A 22,970-nucleotide genomic window follows, 5' to 3' on the forward strand; every position below is an offset into this window, starting at 1 on the left:
GGGCCTCGGCTCCCCCGTAGCAGCGGCCGAAGGCCGCGTCCAGGGCACCACGGCAGGGCCAAGACGCAGCCTTCGGCAGCTGCTACGGATTAACGGTAAAACAGGCGATACCCGACCAACCCCACCGCCTCGTTCAACAACTGCCCGCTCTGCCAGAACGCCTTGCCCTCGGGCATCCAGCCGCCCAGCGGGCGGGCGTTGTCGATGCCCAGGAAGCCCACCGGCGCGCTCACCACCTCAAGGCCCGCATGTTCGAAGCTCCAGCGCGCCCGCGGCATGTGCCAGGCCTGGGTGACTACCACCACGCGGTGGATGCCCTGGGCCTTGAGGATCTCGGCGCTCAGGGTGGCGTTTTCCCAGGTGGTGCGGCTGGCGCCTTCCTGCCAGCGGGTGGCCACGCCGAAATCATCGCGCAACGAGGTGGCCATGATGTACGCCTCGCTGGGCGGCGAGCCGTAGTGCAGGCCGCCGGAAGTGAGTATCGGCAAGCCCGAGGCCTTGGCCAGCCGGGCCGCGTAGCGCACGCGTTCGAGATTGACGCCGGTGGGCTGGTCTTCACCGCCCCAGGCCGGGTCGCCGCGCTCGCGGCCGGCGCCCAGGATCACGATGGCATCAGCGCGTTGGGCCAGCTGCGGCCATTGTTCAGCGGTAAGGGCCGGTTCCTGCTCCAGCCCGTGGGCGGCCAACTGCACCACCCGCGGCAGGCTCATCAGCCACAGCCCGGCCAGGCCCACCACGAAGCAGGCCAGGGCCAGGCGCGGCCGCGAGCGGCGCAGCCACCAGGCCAGCAGCAGGCACAGGAAAAGCACGCCAGGCGGCAGGAACAATTGTTTGATGAAGTAACGAAAAGGCATCGAGCATCTCCCAGGATGCCCGAAGCCTAAGGGTTAAGGCGCACGGCCTCAATCTGAATGTGTGTACGCAAGTCTCGCCGGCGGTCTGGGTGCATGAGCAGCGCCTCCGGTCTATTATTTGAACTGCGCGGCCCTTGCCTTGGCGCCGGTCTTTCTCGCGGTCTTGTCCTTGATCCACACCACATTGCTGGTGGCGGGCGCGGCGTCCCTGGGGTCACGCACCACGGCACCGGCATGCACGCCCACTGGCATGGAGTCCAGGTAGGCATTGATCAGTTCCACTTCCGCGCGGCTCAAGCCACGCAACTCGAGTTCGGCAGGCGCTTCGTTGCGCAAACGTACAGATGTGCGGGCAACGTCGAGGGCCAGGCCGAGACGATCGATCAGACGCTCGAACAGCTCCGGCTTCATAGCATTAACATGTGACTCAACCATCCGTTCACCTCATTGAAGATAAAACAGCTTCCCCATTGATGAGCTTAGCGGCGCAGGCGAAACCAGCCCGCTGCAGCGACCAACGGCCAATGCCTGCGGGGCTTTGCTGGCTTTTGGCCGGGTTGGATGGGCATGCCTGGATGCAATATGGGTTTCCCACCTTGAAGCGGGGTCATGTATGCTACGGCGTTTAAAGATCGCCACCGGATTGCCGGGTGTAGCGGATTTCACGCTGCCTGGATAAGGTCACCCATTTCTCAGCGCAAAGTAGCCATGCACGAACTCTATCAGCCCCGCGAAATCGAAGCCGCCGCCCAGTCGTTCTGGGACGAGCAAAAGTCCTTTGAAGTAAGTGAACAACCAGGCAAGGAGACCTACTACTGCCTGTCGATGTTCCCCTACCCCAGCGGCAAGCTACACATGGGGCACGTGCGCAACTACACCATCGGCGACGTGATCTCGCGTTACCACCGCATGCAGGGCAAGAACGTCCTGCAGCCGATGGGTTGGGACGCCTTCGGCATGCCGGCGGAAAACGCCGCCATGAAGAACAAGGTCGCGCCGGCCAAGTGGACCTACGAGAACATCGCCTACATGAAGACCCAGCTGAAAAGCCTGGGCCTCGCCATCGACTGGTCGCGCGAAGTCACCACCTGCAAGCCTGACTACTACCGTTGGGAGCAGTGGCTGTTCACCCGCCTGTTCGAAAAAGGCGTGATCTACCGCAAGAACGGCACCGTGAACTGGGACCCGGTCGACCAGACCGTGCTGGCCAACGAGCAGGTCATCGACGGCCGTGGCTGGCGTTCGGGCGCGCTGATCGAGAAGCGCGAAATCCCGATGTACTACTTCGCCATCACTGCCTACGCCGAAGAGCTGCTGGAAAGCCTGGACGAACTGACCGGCTGGCCCGAGCAGGTCAAGACCATGCAGCGCAACTGGATCGGCAAATCGCGCGGCATGGAAGTGCAGTTCCCGTACCACCAGGCGTCGATCGGCGAAGCCGGCACCCTGAAAGTGTTCACCACCCGCCCCGACACCCTGATGGGCGCCACCTACGTGGCCGTGGCCGCCGAGCACCCGCTGGCCACCCTGGCCGCGCAGAACAACCCTGAGCTGCAGGCGTTCATCAACGAATGCAAGAGCGGCAGCGTCGCCGAAGCCGACGTCGCCACCCAGGAAAAGAAAGGCATGCCGACGTCGCTGTTCGTCGAGCACCCGCTGACCGGCGACAAGCTGCCAGTGTGGGTCGCCAACTACGTGCTGATGCACTACGGCGACGGCGCGGTCATGGCCGTGCCTGCGCACGACGAGCGTGACTTCGAGTTCGCCCACAAGTATGGCCTGCCGGTGAAGTCGGTAGTACGCACCAGCGCCGGCGACACCAACCCTGCCCCGTGGCAGGAAGCCTATGGCGAGCACGGCACGCTGATCAATTCCGGCGAATTCGACGGCCTGGACTTCGCTGGCGCATTCGACGCCATGGAAGTGGCGCTGATCAAGAAAGAGCTGGGCAAGTCGCGCACCCAGTTCCGCCTGCGCGACTGGGGCATCAGCCGCCAGCGCTACTGGGGCTGCCCGATCCCGATCATCCACTGCGACACCTGTGGCGACGTGCCGGTGCCCGAAGACCAGTTGCCGGTCAAGCTGCCCGAAGACGTGGTGCCGGACGGCGCCGGTTCGCCGTTGGCGCGCATGCCCGAGTTCTACGAGTGCAGCTGCCCGAAATGCGGCGCGCCGGCCAAGCGTGAAACCGACACCATGGACACCTTCGTGGAGTCGTCGTGGTACTACGCTCGCTACGCCTCGCCACAATACGAAGGCGGCATGGTCGACCCAGCTGCGGCCAACCACTGGCTGCCGGTTGACCAGTACATTGGCGGTATCGAACACGCCATCCTGCACCTGCTGTACGCGCGCTTCTTCCACAAGCTGATGCGCGACGAAGGCCTGGTCAGCTCCAACGAGCCGTTCAAGAACCTGCTGACCCAGGGCATGGTGGTCGCCGAGACCTACTACCGCCTGGAAGATAACGGCGGCAAGACCTGGTTCAACCCGGCCGACGTCGAGCTTGAGCGCGACAGCAAGGCCAAGGTTATCAGCGCCAAGCTGATCAGCGACGGCCTGCCGGTGGAAATCGGCGGCACCGAGAAGATGTCGAAGTCGAAGAACAACGGCGTCGACCCGCAGTCCATGATCGACCAGTACGGCGCCGACACCTGCCGCCTGTTCATGATGTTCGCCTCGCCGCCCGACATGAGCCTGGAATGGTCCGACTCCGGCGTCGAAGGCTCGCACCGCTTCATGCGTCGCGTCTGGCGCCTGGCCCAGGCCCACGTGGCCCAGGGCCTGCCGGCCGCGCTGGACGTTGCCAGCCTGAATGACGAGCAGAAGGCTATCCGCCGTGCCACGCACCTGGCCATCCGCCAGGCCAGCCAGGATATCGGCCAGCACCACAAGTTCAACACCGCCATCGCCCAGGTGATGACCCTGATGAACGTGCTGGAAAAGGCCCCGCAGGCCACCGAGCAGGACCGTGCACTGATCCAGGAAGGCCTGGAGACCGTGACCCTGCTGCTGGCCCCGATCACCCCGCACATCTGCCACGAACTGTGGAATGCGCTGGGCCACGCCGGTGCCGTCATCGACGCCGGCTGGCCGGTGCTGGACGAAAGCGCCCTGGTACAGGACAGCCTGCAGCTGGTGATCCAGGTCAACGGCAAGCTGCGCGGCCAGATCGAGATGCCAGCCAGCGCCAGCCGCGAGGAAATCGAGGCGGCCGCCCGGGTCAACGAGAACGTGCTGCGCTTCATCGACGGCCTGACGATCCGCAAGGTCATCGTCGTGCCGGGGAAACTGGTCAATATCGTCGCCAGCTGATCGGATCAGCGCGCCCGGGCAACCGGGCGCCATTTACAGAGTCGGCCCACAAGGTTTCTAGGGAGCAACAAGATGATCAAACGCAATCTACTGGTTATGGGCCTGGCCGTGTTGCTGGGCGCCTGCGGTTTCCAGTTGCGCGGCACCGGCACCAGCGTGATGGCTCTCAAGGAGCTGAACATCACCGCGCGTGACGCCTACGGCCCTACCGTGACGCAACTGCGCAAGCAGATCGCCGCCAGCGGCGTGAAGGTCTACGACGGCGCCCCCTACAAGCTGGTGCTGAGCCGCGAGCAGGAAGACCAGCGCACCGCCAGCTACACCAGCGGTACGCGTTCGGCTGAGTACGAGCTGACCACCACCCTGAGCTATGACATCGTCGGCCACGAGAACCTGAACCTGCTCAGCGACAAGGTCGTGGTAGACAAGACCTACACCCAGGATGGCAACAACCTGGCGGGTTCCGACCAGGTCGCTCACGAGACTCGCGACGAGATGCGTCGTGAAATCGTCCAGCGCCTGATGCTGCGCCTGCAGCAGATCACCCCGCAGCAGCTGGACAAGCTGCAGGATGATGCCGAAGCCAAGGCCAAGGCCCTGGCCGAGCAGGAAGCCGAAGCGCAACGCATTCGTGACGCGACGCCGCAACAGTCGCCTGTCCAGATCCCTTCGAAGTAAAAGAGGAACGGGGCGCTCAGGCGCCCCTTCTTTCATCACCATGAAACTGACCCCCGCCCAACTCAACAAGCACCTGCAAGACAGCCTCGCGCCGATCTACGTGATCAGCGGCGACGACCCGCTGCTGTGCCAGGAAGCCGCCGACGCGGTGCGCGCCGCTGCGCGCCAGCAAGGCTTCGATGAACGCCAGGTGTTCAGCGCCGACGCCAACTTCGACTGGGGCACCCTGCTGCAGGCTGGCGCCAGCCTGTCGCTGTTCGCCCAACGCCGCCTACTGGAGCTGCGCCTGCCCTCGGGCAAGCCCGGTGACAAGGGCGCTGCGGCGCTGATCGAGTACTGCTCGCGCCCTGCCGAAGACACCCTGCTGCTGATCAGCCTGCCCAAGCTCGATGGCAGCGCGCAGAAGACCAAGTGGGGCAAGGCGCTGGTCGAAGGCCAGCAGACCCAGTTCGTGCAGATCTGGCCGGTGGACGCCAACCAGCTGCCGCAATGGATTCGCCAGCGCCTGTCCCAGGCCGGCCTGGCTGCGCAGCAGGATGCGGTGGAGCTGATTGCCGCCCGCGTGGAAGGCAACCTGCTGGCTGCCGCCCAGGAAATCGAGAAGCTCAAGCTGCTGGCCGAGAACAACCAGGTAACCCTGGAAACCGTGCAATCGGCGGTGGCCGACAGCGCGCGATTCGACGTTTTCGGCCTGGTGGACGCGGTGCTGAACGGCGAGGCCGCCCATGCCTTGCGCATGCTCGAAGGGCTGCGTGGCGAAGGCGTGGAACCGCCGGTCATCCTCTGGGCTCTGGCCCGGGAGTTGCGCACGCTGGCCAACATCTCGCTGCAATACAGCCAGGGCACACCGCTGGACAAGGCCTTCAGCAGCGCCAAGCCGCCGGTGTGGGACAAGCGCCGCCCTTTGATGAGCAAGGCCCTGCAACGCCACTCGGCAAAACGCTGGGGCGAACTGCTGCAGGACGCCCAGCACATCGACGCGCAGATCAAGGGCCAGGCGCAGGGGTCGGTGTGGATCAGCCTGTCGCGGTTGTCGCTGTTGATGGCAGGCCAGCGAACGGTGCTCCCCGCCCAGTGATGAAACCCGTAGCAGCGGCCGCAGGCCGCGTCCCAGGTAACTCGGTACAAGCGCAGCGCCCAGGACGCGGCCTGCGGCCGCTGCTACGGTTGCATGGTGTGTGCAGAGGCGTATGATCGGCGCTCCAACCAAGGAGACCCGCCATGAGCAAAAAGCGCCCCAACAAGGCCAAGTCCATCATCGCCCAGCCCCTGTTCCGCAGCCGCCAGGAACGACCCACCAAGGGCAAGGGCAGCTACAAACGCGAAGCCTTCCAGTCGAAAAACTGGGAGGCTTCTCCTTTTCTGGCCGCCTGAAAAGCCCATTCACGCCGAACGTTGCCCCGCGCTACCCCTCCCCCCCTGCTCTCATGTTATGGTCCACACCTGAACCCGAAATACCTGGACCTGTGAATGCCTCTTCGTCGTCCCCAGCGTGTGCACATGCGTCACCTGCTCGCTGCTTCCGTTCTCGTTCTGCTGGGCGCTTGCGCTGAAAAGCCGACCGTCGCCGCCGATGCCCTGCCCGTCCCTGCCCAGAAAAGCTCGCCACAGGCCCCGTTGACCACGGCCGCGCCGGTGGATGCCGATGGCGTGGTGTTGCCCAGCGAAACCTTCACCCAGTGGGAAGACGGTTTCCGCCAGCAGGCCCTGCAGGCTGGCATTCGTCCGGATGTGTTCGACCGCGCCTTCGCCGGTGTTACCCCGGACCCGAGCGTGGTCAAGGCCGACCGCAGCCAGCCGGAGTTCACCCGGCCGGTGTGGGAATACCTGGATGGTGCCATCTCGCCGGTGCGCGTGCGCAAGGGCCAGGCGTTGATGAGCCAGTACGGCGACGTGCTGCAACGCATCGAGCAGCGCTATGGCGTGGACCGCCAGGCGCTGGTGGCGGTGTGGGGCATGGAGAGCAGCTTCGGCCAGTTCCAGGGTGACAAGTCAGTGATCCGCTCCCTGGCGACCCTGGCCTACGAAGGCCGCCGCCAGAGCTTCGCCCAGGACCAGTTGATTGCCGCGCTGCAGATCCTGCAGAACGGTGATATTCAACCAGAGGCGATGCTGGGCTCCTGGTCCGGCGCCATGGGCCAGACCCAATTCATCCCGTCCACCTACAACACCCACGCGGTGGACTTCGACGGCGATGGCCGCCGGGATATCTGGAACAGCGCGCCGGACGCCCTCGCCTCCACCGCCCATTACCTGCAAAGCTCCGGCTGGCAGCGTGGCCAGCCGTGGGGCTTTGAAGTGCAGCTGGCGCCAGGCTTCGACTACGCCCAGGCCGACGGCACCCTGCGCAAGCCGGTGGGCGAATGGCTGCAGATGGGCGTGAAGGTCACGCCGGGCACCCGCCTGCCCACCGGCAGCGAGCAGCTGTCGGCGTCACTGCTGTTGCCGGCGGGCTACCGTGGCCCGGCGTTCCTGGTGCTGGACAACTTCCGCGCCATCCTCAAGTACAACAACTCGTCGTCGTACGCGCTGGCGGTGAGCCTGCTGTCCCAGCGTTTCGATGGCGGTGGCTACGTGACCGGCGAATGGCCGCGCGATGACCTGCCGTTGAGCCGCACCGAGCGTATCGAGCTGCAGACGCTGCTGACCGCGAAGGGGTATGACGCCGGCACGCCGGACGGCATCATCGGCGCCAACACCCGCAAGTCGATCCGCCAGGCGCAGCAGGCGCTGGGCTGGCCGGCGGATGGGTATGCCAACCACAAGCTGCTGGATAGTTTGCGGGGTCAGTAAGCCCTGGACGGGCCTGGCGGCCGCTGCTACGAGAGGGGTGTGGTCCAGCCACTACCGCACCACATCCTGCTCCAGCATCAGGGTCTTCTGGCCCGCGTCCAGGCGCACCTGGGCGCCTAGCGGCAAGGTCAGGTTCGGGTCGCAATGACCGCTGCGCCAACCCGCCAGCACCGGGATGCCCATCGGCTCGAAGACCTCTTTGAGCAACGGCGTCAGCCGCGGCACGTCCAGCCCCGAGAAGTCGCCCACCAATACCCCGCGAAGGCCCTTGAAACGCCCGGCAAGGCGCAAGTGCGTGAGCAGCCGGTCAACCCTGTACAGGGGCTCGCCAACGTCCTCGATGAAGAGGATGGCGCCGTTCAGGTCGATTTCGTAGTCGGTGGCCAGGGTGGCGCAGATCATCGACAGGTTGCCCCCGGTCAGGCGCCCGCTGGCCACGCCATGCTCGATGCACGTCAGCGGGTGGGCCACCGGGTGCGCCAGCAGGTCACCGGCGCGCAGCTGGCCACGCAGCAGGCGGCGCAGCGAGTCCTCGGTGGGCGCCTGGCGGTTGGCCAGCAGGTCCGAGGTAAGCATGGGGCCGTGGAAGGTGACGAAGTTGCAGTGCCGGGCGAACGCCAGGTGCAAGGCGGTGATGTCGCTGTAGCCGATGAAGGGCTTGGCGTGGCGGGCGATCAGCTCGTAGTCGATGTGCTCCAGCAGCCGCGGGGTGCCGTAGCCACCGCGCAGGCAGATGATCGCGTCGTTCTCGGGGTCGGCGAAGGCGTCGTGCAGGTCCTGCAGGCGCGCCTGGTCGCTGCCGGCCAGGTAGCCCTGGTGCTGCAGCACGCCAGGGTAGACCTTGAGCCGGTGGCCTCGGCTGGTGACCCAGCGTTCGGCGGCCTCGACACTGAAATCCTTGGGGCCGGCGGGCGCGATCAGGGCGATCTGCGCCTCGGTGGGTACCCTGCGCGGCAGGGTGGCAGCGGCTTGGTGTGTCATTCGATGGGCTCCTTGCGTGAATCGAAAGCGCCTACTTTAGAGCGTTCCCGGTGACAGAACAGCATAGCCGTGTAACCCCCTGTATCCCAATGTCATGGCCCATGAACAACAATGCCGGCCGCAGTTCGGTGAACTGCCGGCCGGCACGGGTGCTTCAGGCGTCGATCAGAGCTTGATCTTGGCCTCGTGCGCCTGCTGGTCGGCGTGGTACGAGGAACGTACCAGCGGGCCGGAGGCGACGTTCTTGAAGCCCATCTTGTAGCCTTCCTCGGCGAACCAGGCGAAGGTGTCCGGGTGCACGAAACGCTGCACCGGCAAGTGGCTGCGCGATGGTTGCAGGTACTGGCCCAGGGTGAGCATGTCGATGTTGTGCTCGCGCATGCGATGCATCACCTCGATCACTTCCTCGTCGGTCTCGCCCAGGCCCAGCATCAGGCCGGACTTGGTCGGCACATGCGGCACCAGTTCCTTGAACTTCTGCAGCAGGGTCAGCGACCACTGGTAGTCCGAACCCGGGCGCGCGGCCTTGTACAGGCGCGGCACGGTTTCCAGGTTGTGGTTGAACACATCCGGCGGCTCGGCGGCGGTGATGGCCAGCGCCACGTCCATGCGGCCGCGGTAGTCCGGCACCAGGGTTTCCAGCTGCACGCCCGGCGACAGCTTGCGGATCTCCCGCAGGCAGTCGGCGAAGTGCTGGGCACCGCCGTCGCGCAGGTCGTCGCGGTCCACCGAGGTAATGACCACGTACTTCAGGCGCAGGTCGGCGATGGCCACGGCCAGGTTCATCGGCTCGTCGGCATCCAGGGCTTTCGGACGGCCGTGGCCGACGTCGCAGAACGGGCAGCGACGGGTGCAGATGTCACCCATGATCATGAAGGTAGCGGTACCACCGGAGAAGCACTCGCCCAGGTTCGGGCAGGACGCTTCCTCGCACACGCTGTGCAGCTTGTGCTTGCGCAGCAGCTGCTTGATGCGGTCGACTTCCGGCGAAACCGGGATGCGCACGCGGATCCAGTCAGGCTTCTTCGGCAGTTCTTCGGTAGGGATGATCTTCACCGGAATACGCGCGACCTTCTCGGCACCACGCAGCTTCACGCCGGCCTCGACTTTTGGCCGGGGCGGGGTCACGTTGGTCACCGGGATCATGGATTGCACGGATTCAGCTGTGTCTTGCGCGGTAGTCATATCAATCGATTCCGCCCGTCAGGGTCGTCTGCTCAGCGTAGTCGAGGTGCTTGACGAGCTGCGCGCGCAGCCGGGCACCAACCTCGGCATATTCAATCTGGCCTGCATGATCGCACAACTGGGTCATCGCCAGCCCGGCATATCCGCAGGGGTTGATACGGCGGAACGGCGCCAGGTCCATGTCCACGTTCAAGGCCAGGCCATGAAAGGAACACCCGTTGCGGATCCGCAGGCCCAGCGAGGCGATCTTCGCACCCTGGACATACACACCGGGGGCATCGGCCTTGGCCGCCGCCGGTACACCATACTCGTCCAGCAGCGCGACGAGGGTCTGCTCGATGCGCGTGACCAGGTCACGCACGCCATAGCCCAGCCGTCGCACGTCCAGCAGCAGGTACGCCACCAACTGGCCGGGGCCGTGGTAGGTCACCTGGCCGCCACGGTCCACCTGCACCACCGGGATGTCGCCGGGCACCAGCAGGTGCTCGGCCTTGCCCGCCTGGCCCTGGGTGAACACCGCGGGGTGCTGCACCAGCCAGACCTCGTCCCCGGTGGCCGGGGTGCGCTGGTCGGTAAAACGTTGCATCGCGTGCCAGACCGGCTCGTAGGCCACAAGGCCCAGTTCGCGAAAGCCCAGGCACCGCGACATCAGAGCACCATTTTAACTACGCCGGTGGCACGCAGTTCGCTGTTGATGTTGTAGAGCTGGTCTTGCCCGGTGGCCAGGATGTGCAGCTGCAGCGTGGTGTACTTGCCATTGCTGCTCTGGCGTTCGGCGGTCTTGTCATGCTCGATGTCGGCGTGACGCGTGACAATTTCGATGACTTTGTCTTTGAAGCCCGCGCCGGTATCACCGATCACTTTGATCGGATAATCGGCGCAAGGGAATTCGATTTTAGGAGCCTTGACTTCTGTGTCTGTCATAGCAGTAACGGCCTCTTAAGCCGTGAAGACGGACAAACCCCCTGGCCGCACGGCGCAGCCAGGGGGCATGCTGTTCACGTAATCAGTTGAACAAGCCGTAGAAGAATAGACGAATGCTATCCCACATGCGGCGGATGAAGCCACCTTCCTCGACCGCGTCGAGGGCGATCAGGTCGGCGCTGTGGACCACCTGGTCACCGTTTTTGACTTCCACTTTACCGATCACGTCACCTTTGGCGATAGGCGCGGTCAGCTGTGGCTTCATGGTCATGGTGGCGGTCAGGCCTTTCAGCTGGCCTTTTGGCAGGGTCATGGTCAGGTCGTCGGCAAGGCCCGCACGCACTTCGTGGGTAGCACCTTTCCAGACCGGGGCTTTAGCCAGCTCGGTGCCCTTCTGGTAGAAGGTCTGGGTTTCGAAGAAACGGAAACCGTAGGTCAGCAGCTTCTGGGTTTCGGCAGCACGGGCCGCTTCGCTGGTGGTACCGAACACGACCGCGATCAGGCGCATGCCATCACGTACGGCCGAGGCCGCCATGCAGTAGCCGGCTTCTTCGGTGTGGCCGGTTTTCAGACCGTCGACGGTCTTGTCGCGCCACAGCAGCAGGTTGCGGTTAGGCTGCTTGATGTTGTTCCAGAAGAACTCTTTCTGCGAATAGATCGCGTAGTGGGCCGGGTCGATGTTGATGATCGCGCGGGCCAGCTTGGCGATGTCGTGCGGGGTGGAGTAGTGATCCGGGTTCGGCAGCCCGGTAGGGTTCATGAAGTGGCTGTTCTCCATGCCCAGGTCGCCGGCGGTCTTGTTCATCATGTCGGCGAAGGCGTCTTCGCTGCCGGCGATGTGCTCGGACAGGGCCACGGTGGCGTCGTTGCCCGACTGGATGATGATGCCGTGCAGCAGGTCGCTGACCGACACTTGCGAGCCGACTTTCAGGAACATCCGCGAACCACCGGTGCGCCAGGCGTTCTCGCTGACGGTCACCGGATCGTTCTCACCGATCTGGCCGCGCTTGATCTCCAGGGTGGCGATGTAGGCGCTCATCAGTTTGGTCAGGCTGGCTGGCGGCAGACGCTGGTCGCCGTTGCTATCCACCAGGACTTGCCCGCTGGACGCTTCCATCAGTACGTAGGCCTTGGCAGCCAGTTGCGGCGCCGCAGGCGTCATTTGCTCGGCCGACATGGCAACTGGGGCGATCAGCAGCAGTACAGGCAGGCACAGGCGTTTGGCAAAGGTGGTGATGTTCATCCGTCTCTCGAAATTGCTAATGGGCACATGCCCTCTCGGGCAAAATCTGTTTTGTGTCGGGGCCTATGACCCCGTTTACTGCTCAGCCGTTCTGCGGGCCGTTAATCAAACGGCTGGCACCCGCCCCCAAGGACAGGCGCCAGCCGTGGTCCGGCCTGTTGCCAGGCCGGAAAAGTCATTCGGCGGTGACCACGCTAGGCGACCCCAGGTTGGCCAGGCGCACGCTGTCCTGGGTCTGCTGCACCTCACCCGGCGTGCCGATCGGCCCCATCCGCACTCGATACAGTGTCTGCTGGTTGCGCACGATCGAGCTGACGAACACCGGGGCTCGCACCATCGAACTCAGCTTCGACCTCAGCAGCTCCGCAGCGTCCGGATTGGCGAACGCTCCCACCTGGAGAAACTGGCCAGAGACTGGAACAGAAGCGTTTTTTTTTGCGTCGATCTGCGCGGGCAGGACGGCGGCGGCATGCTGTTGTGGCGGCGGCGTCCATTGCTCGATGGTGCCGGCCGACGCGGTGATGGCCGGCTTCTGCGGCACCTGCGCCACCTGCGGCTGGTCAAGCATCAGCGGCGCCGGGCGGCCGCGCTGGGCCCAGTACTGGGCCGGGTCGATACCTTCGACCTTCACGCGCGCGGTGCCGATCTCGGCATAGCCCAGCTTCTTGGCGGCGGCGTAGGACAGGTCGATGATGCGGTCGGAGTAGAACGGCCCGCGGTCATTCACGCGCAGGATCACGCTGCGGTTGTTGTCCAGGTTGGTGACGCGCACGTAGCTGGGCAGCGGCAGGGTCTTGTGCGCGGCACTCATGCCGTACAGGTCGTAGACCTCGCCGTTGGCAGTGTTCTGGCCGTGGAACTTGGTGCCGTACCAGGAGGCCGTGCCGGTGGCCACGTAGCTGCTGGCATCGTTGAGCGGGAAGTAGGTCTTGCCCAGCACCGTGTAGGGGTTGGCCTTGTACGGGCCGCTGTGCAGGGTGGGCACGGCGTCGGGGATGCGCGAGACGTCCACGTCCCACCACGGCGCGCCGTCCTTGTGGGCCCGGTTGATGTCCAGGCCAGGCTGCGAGCGCACGGTATAACCGCCGCTTTGCGGGGCACGGCTGGTCGACGAGCAGCTGACGACGAGCAGGGCCAGGGCTGCGTAGCCCATCAGCTTCAGTGGTGTGCGAATCGGCGTAGTCCGCATTACTTGACGCCCCGTGCTTGAACCAGTGCTTGCGACAGTTGATAGACGGCCATGGCATACATGGCGCTGCGATTATAGCGAGTGATGGCGTAGAAGTTGCCAAGCCCCATCCAATATTCCGGACCGAACTCACCGTCGAAGCGGAAAGCAGTCACTGGCATATCGTCGCGCAGCGCATCATGACTCGACCAGCCCAGTGCTCGCAACTGTCCAACGTTCTTGACCGGATCAATGCCCGGGCTCAGGCCTTCGTCCACGTGCTCGCCACGCACCGAGGCGCGGCTCACCACCGGCTGGCCCATCACCCAGCCGTGCTGCTTGAAGTAGTTGGCGACACTGCCGATGGCGTCATCGGGGTCACTCCAGATGTTGATGTGGCCATCGCCGTCGAAATCGACGGCATAGGCGCGGAAACTGCTGGGCATGAACTGCGGCAGGCCCATGGCGCCGGCGTACGACCCCTTGATGCTCAGCGGGTCGACCTGCTGCTCACGCGACAGCAGCAGGAACTCGCGCAGCTCCTTGCGGAAGAAATCGGCCCGTGGCGGGTAGTCGAATGCCAAGGTGGAAAGCGCGTCGATCACCCGGTAGTTGCCGGTATTTCTGCCGAAAAACGTTTCGACACCAATAATAGACACGATTATCTGCGCCGGCACGCCGTATTCCTGTTCGGCACGCTTGAGCGCTACCTCGTGCTGGCGCCAGAAGTCCACGCCACGGGCAATGCGCGCGTCGGTGATGAACAGCGGGCGGTATTCCTTCCACGGTTTCACCCGTTCGGCCGGCTTGGAGATGGCGTCGAGGATCGCCTGCTTGCGCTGCACTTCCTCGAACACGCCAATCACCTGCTCGCCGGCGAAGCCGTAGTCACGGGTCATCTCGCCAACGAACTTGGCCAGTTGCGGGGTGCCATCGTAGTCGCCGGCCGTCGCCTGTTGCGACGACCCGAGGATGCCCACCAGGCCGACCCAGGGAATGCACCGAGCGGCCCAGTTGCATACTGCTTGCATGAAATTCTTCACCTTAATCAAACCTGCGCGATCCACTTGCGATGGGTATGGATCGACATCAAAACCCCAAACGCTGACATCAGCGTCACCAGCGAAGTTCCGCCGTAGCTAATGAAGGGCAGCGGCACGCCTACGACGGGCAATAGGCCGCTGACCATACCGATATTGACGAAAACGTAAACAAAAAACGTCATGGTCAGGCTGCCGGCCAGCAGCTTGCCGAACAGCGTCTGCGCCTGGGCGGTAATCACCAGGCCACGGCCGATCAGCGCCAGGTACAACAGCAGCAAGGCGCAGATGCCCACCAGGCCAAACTCCTCGCCGAGCACGGCGATGATGAAGTCGGTGTGGCTTTCGGGCAGGAAGTCCAGGTGCGACTGGGTGCCCAGCAGCCAGCCCTTGCCGAACACCCCGCCCGAACCGATGGCGGCCTTGGACTGGATGATGTTCCAGCCGGTGCCCAGCGGGTCGCTCTCGGGGTCGAGGAAGGTCAGGATCCGCTGCTTCTGGTAGTCGTGCATGATGAAGAACCACATCGCCACCGCCACCGGCACCGCCGCGGCGATCACGCTGATGATCCAGCGCCAGCGCAGGCCGGCCATGAAGAGTACAAATGTACCCGAGGCCAGAATCAGCAACGAGGTGCCCAGGTCCGGCTGGCGCACGATGAGGATGAACGGGATGCCGATCATCATCAGGCTCGCCCCCACGTGCTTGAGCGTGGGCGGCAGCGTGCGCTTGGCCAGGTACCAGGCGATGGTGGCCGGCATGATGATTTTCATGAATTCCGAGGGCTGGAACTTGATCACCCCCGGGATGTTGATCCAGCGCGTGGCGCCCATGGCGTTGTGGCCCATGACGTCCACGGCCACCAGCAGGATCACCCCCAGGCAGTAGGCCAGCGGCACCCAGCGGGCCATGAAGCGCGGTTCCAGCTGGGCGATCAGCAGCATGGACACCAGGCCGATGCCGAACGAGGTGGCCTGCTTGATCAGCAGGTCCCAGCTCTTGCCACTGGCCGAATACAGCACGAACAGGCTGCCGGCCGCCAGGGTCAGCAGCAGGATCAACAGCGGGCCGTCGATGTGGATGCGCTGCAGCAAGGTGGCGCGGCGGCGCATCACGTCCTCGCTGGAGAGCATGCGATCGAAATTACTCTTCACGTGCGGTGATCTCCGTTGCGGTATTGCTGGCGTACTCGGGCTTGAGCCGGCCATCGGGGCCCAACAGCCAGGCGTCCATCACCTGGCGCACCACGGGCGCCGCGACGCCGGAACCGGACTCGCCGTTCTCCACCATCACCGCAACTACAATTTTGGGATTGTCAGCCGGCGCGAAACCCACGAACAGGGCGTGGTCGCGATGGCGTTCCTGAAGTTTGGAGCGGTCGTATTTTTCGCCCTGCTTGATGGCCACCACCTGGGCAGTGCCGCTCTTGCCGGCAATGCGGTATTGGGCGCCGACCGAAGCCTTGCGGGCGGTACCACGGGCACCGTGCATCACTTGCTGCATGCCGTGGTTGACGCGGTCCCAGTCGTTGGGGTCGCGCAGCACAATGTCTTCCATGGGGTTCTCGTCCACCGGCGGTTCACCTTCGATGGTGCGCGCCAGGTGCGGACGGTTCCACTTGCCCTTGTTGGCCACCAGCGCGGTGGCCTGGGCCAGTTGCAGCGGGGTGGCCTGCATGTAGCCCTGGCCGATCCCCAGGATCAGGGTTTCACCCGGGAACCATGCCTGGCGCCGGGTAGCGCGCTTCCAGTCCCGCGACGGCATCAGCCCCGGGGACTCCTCGAACATGTCCAGGGCGACCTTCTGGCCGATGCCGAAACGGTTGAGGTAGCTGGACAGGCGGTCGATGCCCATCTTGTGCGCCAGGTCGTAGAAGTAGGTGTCGTTGGACCGCATGATCGCCGTGTCCAGGTCCACCCAGCCGTCGCCGCTGCGGTTCCAGTTGCGGTACTTGTGGTCGAAGTTGGGCAATTGGTAGTAGCCGGGGTCGAACACCCGGGTGCTGGCAGTGACCACACCAGTGTCGAGGCCGGCGATGGCCACCGCCGGCTTGATGGTCGAGCCCGGCGGGTACAGGCCGCGCAGCACGCGGTTGAACAGCGGCCGGTCGATGGAGTCGCGCAGGTCGGCATAGGCCTTGAAGCTGATGCCGGTGACAAACAGGTTGGGGTCGAAGCTCGGCTGGCTGACCATGGCCAGCACCTCGCCGGTCTGCGGGTCGAGGGCTACAATGGCGCCACGACGGCCGGCCAGCGCGGCCTCGGCGGCTTCCTGCAGGTTGATGTCCAGGCTCAGGACGATGTCCTTGCCAGGCACCGGGTCGGTGCGCTTGAGTACCCGCAGCACGCGGCCACGGGCGTTGGTCTCGACTTCTTCATAACCCACCTGGCCGTGCAACTGCGGCTCGTAGAAGCGCTCGATGCCGGTCTTGCCGATATGGTGGGTGCCGCTGTAGGCCACGGCGTCGAGGCTCTTCAGCTCTTTCTCGTTGATGCGCCCCATGTAGCCCACCGAATGGGCGAAATGCGGCCCCTGGGGGTAATGGCGCACCAGCTGCGCGACCACTTCCACCCCAGGCAGGCGGAACTGGTTCACGGCAATTCGGGCGATCTGTTCTTCGTTGAGCTCGAACAGTATCGGTACCGGCTCGAACGGCCGGCGGCCCTGCTTCATGCGCTTTTCGAACATGGCGCGTTCGTCAGGGCCCAGGTCGAGGATCTGGACGATGCTGTCCAGCACCTGCGCCCAATCCCCGGCCCGCTCACGGGTCATGCTCAGGCTGAAGCTGGGCCGGTTATCGGCGATGATCACCCCGTTACGGTCGTAGATCAGCCCGCGCGACGGCGGAATCGGCTGCACGTGCACCCGATTGTTCTCCGACAGCGTGGAGTGATATTCGTACTGGATGACCTGCAGGTAATACAGGCGAGCCACCAGCGCACACACCATCACCATCACCACGATTGCGCCGACCACGACGCGGCTACGCACCAGGCGTGCGTCTTTCTCGTGATCCTTGAGGCGAATCGGCTGGGACATGAAAGGCGGCTTGTACGCTTATTTGTGGTAAGGGTGCCCGGACAGGACTGTCCAGGCGCGATACAACTGCTCGCCGATCAGGATGCGTACCAGCGGGTGCGGCAAGGTCAGGGGCGACAGCGACCAGCGCTGGTCGGCGCGCGCGCACACTTCAGGCGCCAGCCCCTCGGGGCCGCCCACCATGAAGTTGACGGTGCGCGAATCCAGCCGCCACTTGTCCAGCTCTACCGCCAGCTGCTCGGTGCTCCACGGCTTGCCGTGCACTTCGAGCGTGACGATACGCTCCCCCGGCTGAACCTTGGCCAACATGGCTTCGCCTTCCTGACGGATGAAGCGCGCCACGTCGGCGTTCTTGCCGCGGGTGTTGAGCGGAATTTCCACCAGGTCGAGGGCAAGCTCGGACGGCAGACGCTTGGCGTATTCCTGCCAACCGTCTTCCACCCACTTCGGCATGCGCGAGCCGACCGCAATCAGACGCAGACGCATGGCCCGGCCTTATTCGTTGCCCGGGGTGTGGTGCGCGCCGCTGGCGGCACGGCTCTGCTCGGCGCCCTGCCACAGGCGTTCCAGGTCGTAGAACTGGCGGGCAGCAGCGGTCATCATGTGCACGATGACGTCGCCCAGGTCCAGCAGCACCCAGTCGCTTTCGCCCTTGCCTTCTTCGCCCAGTGGCTGCGCGCCCTTGGCCTTCACGTTCTCGCGAACCTTGTCCAGCATGGCGTTGATCTGGCGGCTGGAGGTACCGGTGGCGATGACCATGTAGTCGGTCAGGCTGTGCTTGTCCTTCACGTCGATGACCAGGATGTCCTGGGCCTTGACGTCTTCCAGTGCGGCCTTGGCCAGTTCGACCAGCTCTTCGCCGGATACGCTGATTTTTTGCTTAGTCATATAAAACTCGTTCAGTTCAATTGGACGCACGGTACAGCCCGTGCGCCTCGATGTAGGCCAGTACCGCGTCAGGCACCAGGAAACGTACCGACTTCCCGCTGGCCAGCAGTTGACGGATCTGGGTGGCCGACACCGCGAGGGGGGTCTGCCAGACGAAAGTAATATTCCCGCCAGGCCCTTCAAGGGCCAGCGGGTCGCTGACCGACCGCGCGGCCAGCAGGTTGCGCAAGGCATCCGGCGGCTCGCTGTCGGCGTCAGGCCGCTGCAATACCAGGATATGGCAGTGCTGCAGCAGTTCTTCCCAGCGGTGCCAGGAAGGCAGGCCACAAAAGGCATCCCAGCCCAGCAGCAGGAACAGCTGGTCATCGGCGGCGAGTTCCGCGCGCATCAGCTCCAGCGTATCAATGGTGTAGGACGGCTTGTCCCGTTGCAGCTCCCGGGCATCCACCGTCAACGGCGCCACGCCCTGCACCGCGCATTGCACCATCGCCAAGCGGTCCTGCGGCGTCACCTGCGGGGTGTCGCGGTGCGGCGGCCGGGCGTTGGGCGTCAGGCGCAGTTCGTCCAGGCGCAGCGCATCGGCCACTTCCAGCGCGCTGCGCAGGTGGCCGATGTGCACCGGGTCGAAGGTGCCCCCCAGCACGCCGATACGGCGTGGCGCGGGTTTGCTGCCTGGCTGGCTCAGGTCGCCCAAGTCAGGCAGGCTCCTGGCCGCGCAGCTGGCCGTCGCCGACCACGATGTATTTCTCGCAAGTCAGGCCTTCCAGGCCTACCGGGCCACGGGCGTGGATCTTGTCCGTGGAAATGCCGATTTCCGCACCCAGGCCATACTCGAAGCCGTCGGCGAAGCAGGTCGGGGTGTTGATCATCACCGAGGCGGAATCGACTTCGGCGGTGAAACGGCGGGCTTCGGCCAGGTTCTCGGTGGCGATGGAATCGGTGTGGTGCGAACCGTAGTGATTGATGTGCTCGATGGCCTGGTCCAGGCCGTCGACCACGCGAATCGACAGGATCGCCGCCAGGTATTCGGTGTGCCAGTCGGCTTCGGTGGCCGGCAGCGCCTGGATGATGTCACGGGTGCGCTCGCAGCCGCGCAGTTCCACGCCCTTCTCGGCGAACTGGGCAGCCATGGCCGGCAGGAAGTCGGCGGCCACGGCCGCGTCCACCAGCAGGGTTTCCATGGCACCGCAGATACCGTAGCGGTAGGTCTTGGCGTTGAAGGCGATGCGCTGGGCCTTGGCCAGGTCGGCGTCGGCGGCAACATAGATATGGCAGATGCCATCCAGGTGCTTGATGACCGGCACCTTGGCATCGCGGCTGACGCGCTCGATGAGGCCGCGGCCGCCACGGGGCACGATGATGTCGACATACTCGGGCATGCTGATCAGCGCGCCCACGGCCTCGCGGTCGGTGGTTTCCACCACTTGCACCACGGCGGCTGGCAGGCCCGCCTCGGCCAGGCCGCGCTGCACGCAGGCGGCGATGGCACGGTTGGAATGGATGGCCTCGGAGCCGCCGCGCAGGATGGTGGCGTTGCCGGACTTCAGGCACAGGCTGGCGGCGTCGATGGTCACGTTGGGGCGCGACTCGTAGATGATGCCCACCACGCCCAGGGGTACGCGCATCTTGCCGACCTGGATACCCGACGGCCGATAGCTCATGTCGCGGATCGCACCCACCGGGTCCGGCAGGCTGGCCACCTGGCGCAGGCCGACGATCATGCCGTCGATGCGCGCAGGGGTCAGCGCCAGGCGCTCGAGCATGGCCGGCTCCAGGCCGTTGGCCCGGCCAGCGGCCAGATCCTGCTCGTTGGCGGCGGTGAGTTCGCTGCGGGCGGCATCCAGGGCGTTGGCGGCAGCCTGCAAGGCGCGGTTCTTCTGCGCAGTGCTGGCGCGCGCGATCACACGGGAGGCTTCGCGGGCGGCGCGACCCAAGCGGGTCATGTAGTCAAGAACGGACTCAGTCATGGTCTCTGTGGTCTTGGCAAAGAGGAAAGCGGCTGATTATAGCTGTCTCGAGGGTCCACCGACAGCGGTGGCAGGCGGATGGTCAAAAACAGTCACACAACGGGCAACGATTCAGCCGTGATTAAGCCACAGATGAATATTATCCTTGCGAGCTCTTTCGTATCTTCCGGTAACCGCCCGATGCTGCCTGCCCTGCCCTGGCCCGATGCTCGCCCCCTGCCCGACGCTTTCTTCGACCGCGACGCCCAGGTGCTGGCCCGCGAGTTGCTGGGCAAGGTGATTCGCCATCGCCAGGGGCCGTACTGGTTGTCGGCACGCATCATCGAGACCGAGGCCTATTACTGCGCCGAGAAAGGCAGCCACGCCTCCCTGGGCTACACCGAGAAACGCAAGGCGCTGTTCCTCGACGGCGGGCACATCTACATGTACTACGCCCGCGGCGGCGACTCGCTGAACTTCAGCGCCCAGGGCCCCGGCAACGCGGTGCTGATCAAGTCCGCCTACCCCTGGGTGGACGCCCATGCCGACGCCAACGCCCTGGCGCAGATGCAACTGAACAACCCCGACGCCAGCGGCAACCCGCGCCCGCCGGAACGCCTGTGCGCCGGGCAGACCCTGCTGTGCAAGGCGCTGGGCCTGAAGGTGCCCAATTGGGACGCCAAGCGCTTCGACCCTGAACAATTATTTGTCGAAGACCTTGGCATTATCCCGAAACAAATTATCCAGACCACCCGCCTGGGCATCCCCCACGGGCGCGACGAACATCTGCCGTACCGCTTCGTGGACGCCGAGCATGCCCGCCATTGCACAAGGAACCCCTTGCGCCGCGGTCAAGTCGAAGGTCGCGACTTTTCCATCCTCACGCAAGGAAACTGAAACATGGGCCCATGGCTCGACGGGCTGACCGCCTGGTTGTCCGCTCACCCCCAATGGCTGGGGCTGGCGATTGTGCTGGTGGCCTGCACCGAATGCCTGGCGATTGTCGGCCTGATCGTGCCCGGCACCGTGCTGCTGTTCGCCATCGCCGTGCTGGCCGGCAGCGGCGCGCTGTCGCTGGGCGAGACCTTGCTGCTGGGCTACATCGGCGGCCTGCTGGGCGACGGTTTGTCCTACTTCACCGGGCGCCATTTCCACCAGAACATCCGCCGCCTGCCTGGCTTGCGCCACCATCCCGAATGGATCGGCCGCGCCGAAGGCTATTTCCAACGCTACGGCATCGCCAGCCTGCTGGTGGGGCGCTTCATCGGCCCGCTGCGGCCGATGCTGCCCATGGTGGCGGGCATGTTCGACATGCCGCTGGTGCGGTTCGTGGGGGTGAGCCTGCTGGCGGGCGCCGGCTGGTCGGTGGTGTACCTGATGCCTGGCTGGGCCACCGGTGCCGCCATGCGCCTGCCGCTGCCGGAAGGCTTCTGGCCCCAGGCAGGCGTGCTGGCCGCAGGCTTCGCCATCCTGATCGGCCTGAGCGTGAGCGCCGCCTGGCAATCGCGCCGCCATGGCACCCGGCTGGTCACGGCCATGTGCCTGGTGCTGCTGGCGGGCGTGTTCCTGGGCTGGCCGCACCTGGTGCAGTTCGACCAGGGCATCATGACCCTGGTGCAGGAACACCGCGGTGCGCTGGCTGACGACATCGCCGTGGCGCTGACCAAGATGGGCGACTTCCGCACCCAGTTCGTGCTGGCGGCGCTGCTCTGCGGCCTGCTGCTGGTGCTGCGCCAGTGGCGGCCGGCCGTGTTTGCCGTCGGCACGCTGCTGGGGACCGCGCTGGGCAACGGGCTGATGAAGCACGTGTTCGCGCGCATGCGCCCGGACGTGATGACCCACCCCCTGGGCACCTACAGCATGCCCAGCGGCCACAGTTCGGCGGCGTTCGCGCTGTTCCTGACCCTGGCCGTGCTGGCCGGGCGCGGCCAGCCGCCAAGGCTGCGGCTGACCTGGTTGTTGCTGGGCATCCTGCCGGCGGGGAGCATCGCCCTGTCACGGGTGTACCTGGGGGCGCATTGGCCCACGGATATCCTGGCGGGCGCCCTGCTGGCGTGCTTCGTGTGCGCGGCCAGCCTGACCCTGAGCCAATGGCGCCAGCCGTTGCCAGCCATGGCGCCGAGGGTGTGGTGGGTGGTGATGCCGGTCACAACGGTGGTGCTGGCCTATTTCGCCACGCGGGAGTTTTCCCATACCCTGCTGCGCTACGCCTATTGAAGGCCGCTACGACGTTGTTGTGGGAGCTAGCTTGCCAGCGAGCTGTTGAGGCCCTAAAAACTCGCTGGCAAGCCAGCTCCCACAAAGACGGTTGTTGATACAGGGGTCAGGCGAACAGTTCGCCCTGCAGGTCGTCGAGCAGTACCTGGATGCCCGCGAGCCGCTCGGAAGGTTCCTGCAGCGCCAGCAGGTCGATCTTGTCCAGCTCAGGGAACGGCAGCAGGTACGCCAACTGGTTCGCCAGCGACTGGCGCCCGGGGATCTCGTTGCCCATGTCCAGCGCCGCCACCATCGGGTGCTCGGCCAGGGCATGCAGCAGCGCCACCAGGTCGTCGTCCTCTTCCTGCAGCGGCTGGTCGGCGCTTTCCGGCAACCACTCCACGTCCGCCACCAGCAGCTGGTCGCGCTGCAGCTCGGTGCCGGTCACGCGGAAGCGGCGCACGCCCTCCACGCGAATGCCCAGTAGGCCGTTGTCCTGCTGCTGGAAATCGCGGATCACCGCCTCGCAGCCGATAACCGCATGCCCGGTGGGCGCCGGGCCGACTTCCTGGCCTTCCAGGATGCACACCACGCCGAACCCGGCGCCCTGCCTCATACAGCGGCCGATCATGTCCAGGTAGCGCGCCTCGAAAATCTGCAGGTCGAGCATGCAGCCGGGGAACAGCACGGTATTGAGGGGGAATAACGGCAAGGTCATAG

Annotated in this window: 23 protein-coding genes; 7 read left to right on the plus strand and 16 right to left on the minus strand. The window is 65.0% G+C overall.

What is annotated here, in order from left to right:
* Positions 1-89: 89 nt before the first annotated feature.
* Together AC0J42_RS27300 and AC0J42_RS27305 are read right to left on the minus strand one after the other, a co-directional pair.
* The gene (locus AC0J42_RS27300) at positions 90-854 is read right to left on the minus strand and encodes a YdcF family protein (protein ID WP_416427054.1); all 765 of its coding nucleotides are present in this window, start codon (positions 852-854) and stop codon (positions 90-92) included.
* 114 nt (positions 855-968) lie between these two features.
* The gene (locus AC0J42_RS27305; RefSeq protein WP_416427055.1) at positions 969-1,289 is read right to left on the minus strand and encodes a hypothetical protein; all 321 of its coding nucleotides are present in this window, start codon (positions 1,287-1,289) and stop codon (positions 969-971) included.
* A gap of 273 nt (positions 1,290-1,562) precedes the next feature.
* Here AC0J42_RS27305 and leuS point away from each other — a divergent pair, with 273 nt between their 5' ends.
* The 5 genes from leuS (at position 1,563) to AC0J42_RS27330 (ending at position 7,640) form a co-directional block, all read left to right on the plus strand.
* Positions 1,563-4,169 carry a leucine--tRNA ligase gene (leuS, locus tag AC0J42_RS27310; protein ID WP_416427056.1) on the plus strand — a complete coding sequence of 869 codons (2,607 nt, stop codon included), beginning with the start codon at positions 1,563-1,565 and terminating at the stop codon, positions 4,167-4,169.
* Between the two features lie 72 nt (positions 4,170-4,241).
* Entirely contained in the window at positions 4,242-4,847 is a 606-nt protein-coding gene (locus AC0J42_RS27315; RefSeq protein WP_416427057.1) for an LPS-assembly lipoprotein LptE, read from the plus strand.
* Between the two features lie 40 nt (positions 4,848-4,887).
* Positions 4,888-5,925, plus strand: a complete 1,038-nt coding sequence (holA, locus tag AC0J42_RS27320) for a DNA polymerase III subunit delta (RefSeq protein ID WP_473004605.1) — start codon at positions 4,888-4,890, stop codon at positions 5,923-5,925.
* A 143-nt stretch (positions 5,926-6,068) separates the two neighbouring features.
* Positions 6,069-6,221: an alternative ribosome rescue factor ArfA gene (gene arfA, locus AC0J42_RS27325; protein ID WP_027981087.1), complete on the plus strand. Its 153-nt coding sequence runs from the start codon at positions 6,069-6,071 to the stop codon at positions 6,219-6,221.
* A gap of 96 nt (positions 6,222-6,317) precedes the next feature.
* Positions 6,318-7,640 (plus strand): lytic murein transglycosylase, encoded by a 1,323-nt coding sequence (locus AC0J42_RS27330; RefSeq protein ID WP_416427059.1) that lies wholly within the window; start codon positions 6,318-6,320, stop codon positions 7,638-7,640.
* A gap of 51 nt (positions 7,641-7,691) precedes the next feature.
* Here the strand turns inward: AC0J42_RS27330 and AC0J42_RS27335 are convergent, their stop codons facing one another.
* The 13 genes from AC0J42_RS27335 to AC0J42_RS27395 all read right to left on the minus strand — a co-directional run bounded on the left by AC0J42_RS27335 (position 7,692) and on the right by AC0J42_RS27395 (position 20,075).
* The gene (locus AC0J42_RS27335; RefSeq protein ID WP_473004606.1) at positions 7,692-8,621 is read right to left on the minus strand and encodes a S66 peptidase family protein; all 930 of its coding nucleotides are present in this window, start codon (positions 8,619-8,621) and stop codon (positions 7,692-7,694) included.
* Between the two features lie 165 nt (positions 8,622-8,786).
* A complete protein-coding gene (lipA, locus tag AC0J42_RS27340; RefSeq protein WP_416427474.1) occupies positions 8,787-9,767 on the minus strand; it encodes a lipoyl synthase in 981 nt (326 codons plus the stop codon).
* Positions 9,768-9,807: 40 nt separating this feature from the next.
* Positions 9,808-10,455 carry a lipoyl(octanoyl) transferase LipB gene (gene lipB, locus AC0J42_RS27345; RefSeq protein ID WP_473004607.1) on the minus strand — a complete coding sequence of 216 codons (648 nt, stop codon included), beginning with the start codon at positions 10,453-10,455 and terminating at the stop codon, positions 9,808-9,810.
* Complete coding sequence (locus tag AC0J42_RS27350) at positions 10,455-10,730, minus strand: DUF493 domain-containing protein (RefSeq protein ID WP_027981082.1); 276 nt, start codon at positions 10,728-10,730, stop codon at positions 10,455-10,457. Before AC0J42_RS27350 ends, lipB begins: the two co-directional genes overlap by 1 nt.
* Before the next feature lie 82 nt (positions 10,731-10,812).
* Positions 10,813-11,973, minus strand: coding sequence for a D-alanyl-D-alanine carboxypeptidase family protein (locus AC0J42_RS27355; RefSeq protein WP_416427062.1), 1,161 nt, complete (start codon positions 11,971-11,973; stop codon positions 10,813-10,815).
* Between the two features lie 175 nt (positions 11,974-12,148).
* The gene (locus AC0J42_RS27360) at positions 12,149-13,162 is read right to left on the minus strand and encodes a septal ring lytic transglycosylase RlpA family protein (RefSeq protein ID WP_416427063.1); all 1,014 of its coding nucleotides are present in this window, start codon (positions 13,160-13,162) and stop codon (positions 12,149-12,151) included.
* Entirely contained in the window at positions 13,162-14,172 is a 1,011-nt protein-coding gene (gene mltB, locus AC0J42_RS27365; protein ID WP_416427064.1) for a lytic murein transglycosylase B, read from the minus strand. Before mltB ends, AC0J42_RS27360 begins: the two co-directional genes overlap by 1 nt.
* A gap of 17 nt (positions 14,173-14,189) precedes the next feature.
* Positions 14,190-15,293 carry a rod shape-determining protein RodA gene (gene rodA / locus AC0J42_RS27370; protein WP_416427476.1) on the minus strand — a complete coding sequence of 368 codons (1,104 nt, stop codon included), beginning with the start codon at positions 15,291-15,293 and terminating at the stop codon, positions 14,190-14,192.
* 31 nt (positions 15,294-15,324) lie between these two features.
* Entirely contained in the window at positions 15,325-17,220 is a 1,896-nt protein-coding gene (gene mrdA / locus AC0J42_RS27375) for a penicillin-binding protein 2 (protein ID WP_416427065.1), read from the minus strand.
* An 18-nt stretch (positions 17,221-17,238) separates the two neighbouring features.
* Entirely contained in the window at positions 17,239-17,706 is a 468-nt protein-coding gene (gene rlmH / locus AC0J42_RS27380; RefSeq protein WP_027981077.1) for a 23S rRNA (pseudouridine(1915)-N(3))-methyltransferase RlmH, read from the minus strand.
* A gap of 9 nt (positions 17,707-17,715) precedes the next feature.
* Positions 17,716-18,108 (minus strand): ribosome silencing factor, encoded by a 393-nt coding sequence (rsfS, locus tag AC0J42_RS27385; RefSeq protein ID WP_027981076.1) that lies wholly within the window; start codon positions 18,106-18,108, stop codon positions 17,716-17,718.
* Between the two features lie 16 nt (positions 18,109-18,124).
* Positions 18,125-18,793, minus strand: coding sequence for a nicotinate-nucleotide adenylyltransferase (gene nadD / locus AC0J42_RS27390; protein ID WP_416427477.1), 669 nt, complete (start codon positions 18,791-18,793; stop codon positions 18,125-18,127).
* Between the two features lie 10 nt (positions 18,794-18,803).
* Complete coding sequence (locus tag AC0J42_RS27395; RefSeq protein ID WP_473004608.1) at positions 18,804-20,075, minus strand: glutamate-5-semialdehyde dehydrogenase; 1,272 nt, start codon at positions 20,073-20,075, stop codon at positions 18,804-18,806.
* A 180-nt stretch (positions 20,076-20,255) separates the two neighbouring features.
* Between AC0J42_RS27395 and AC0J42_RS27400 the strand changes: the two genes are divergently transcribed.
* Entirely contained in the window at positions 20,256-20,951 is a 696-nt protein-coding gene (locus AC0J42_RS27400) for a DNA-3-methyladenine glycosylase (protein WP_473004609.1), read from the plus strand.
* Positions 20,952-20,954: 3 nt separating this feature from the next.
* A complete protein-coding gene (locus AC0J42_RS27405) occupies positions 20,955-22,271 on the plus strand; it encodes a bifunctional DedA family/phosphatase PAP2 family protein (protein WP_473004610.1) in 1,317 nt (438 codons plus the stop codon).
* 106 nt (positions 22,272-22,377) lie between these two features.
* On the opposite strand, the gene AC0J42_RS27410 is transcribed toward AC0J42_RS27405, so the two are convergent.
* On the minus strand, positions 22,378-22,968 hold the full coding sequence (locus tag AC0J42_RS27410) for an LON peptidase substrate-binding domain-containing protein (protein WP_473004611.1): 591 nt from the start codon (positions 22,966-22,968) through the stop codon (positions 22,378-22,380).
* Positions 22,969-22,970 lie beyond the last annotated feature (2 nt).

This window comes from Pseudomonas sp. Tav-5-1A, assembly GCF_055755055.1.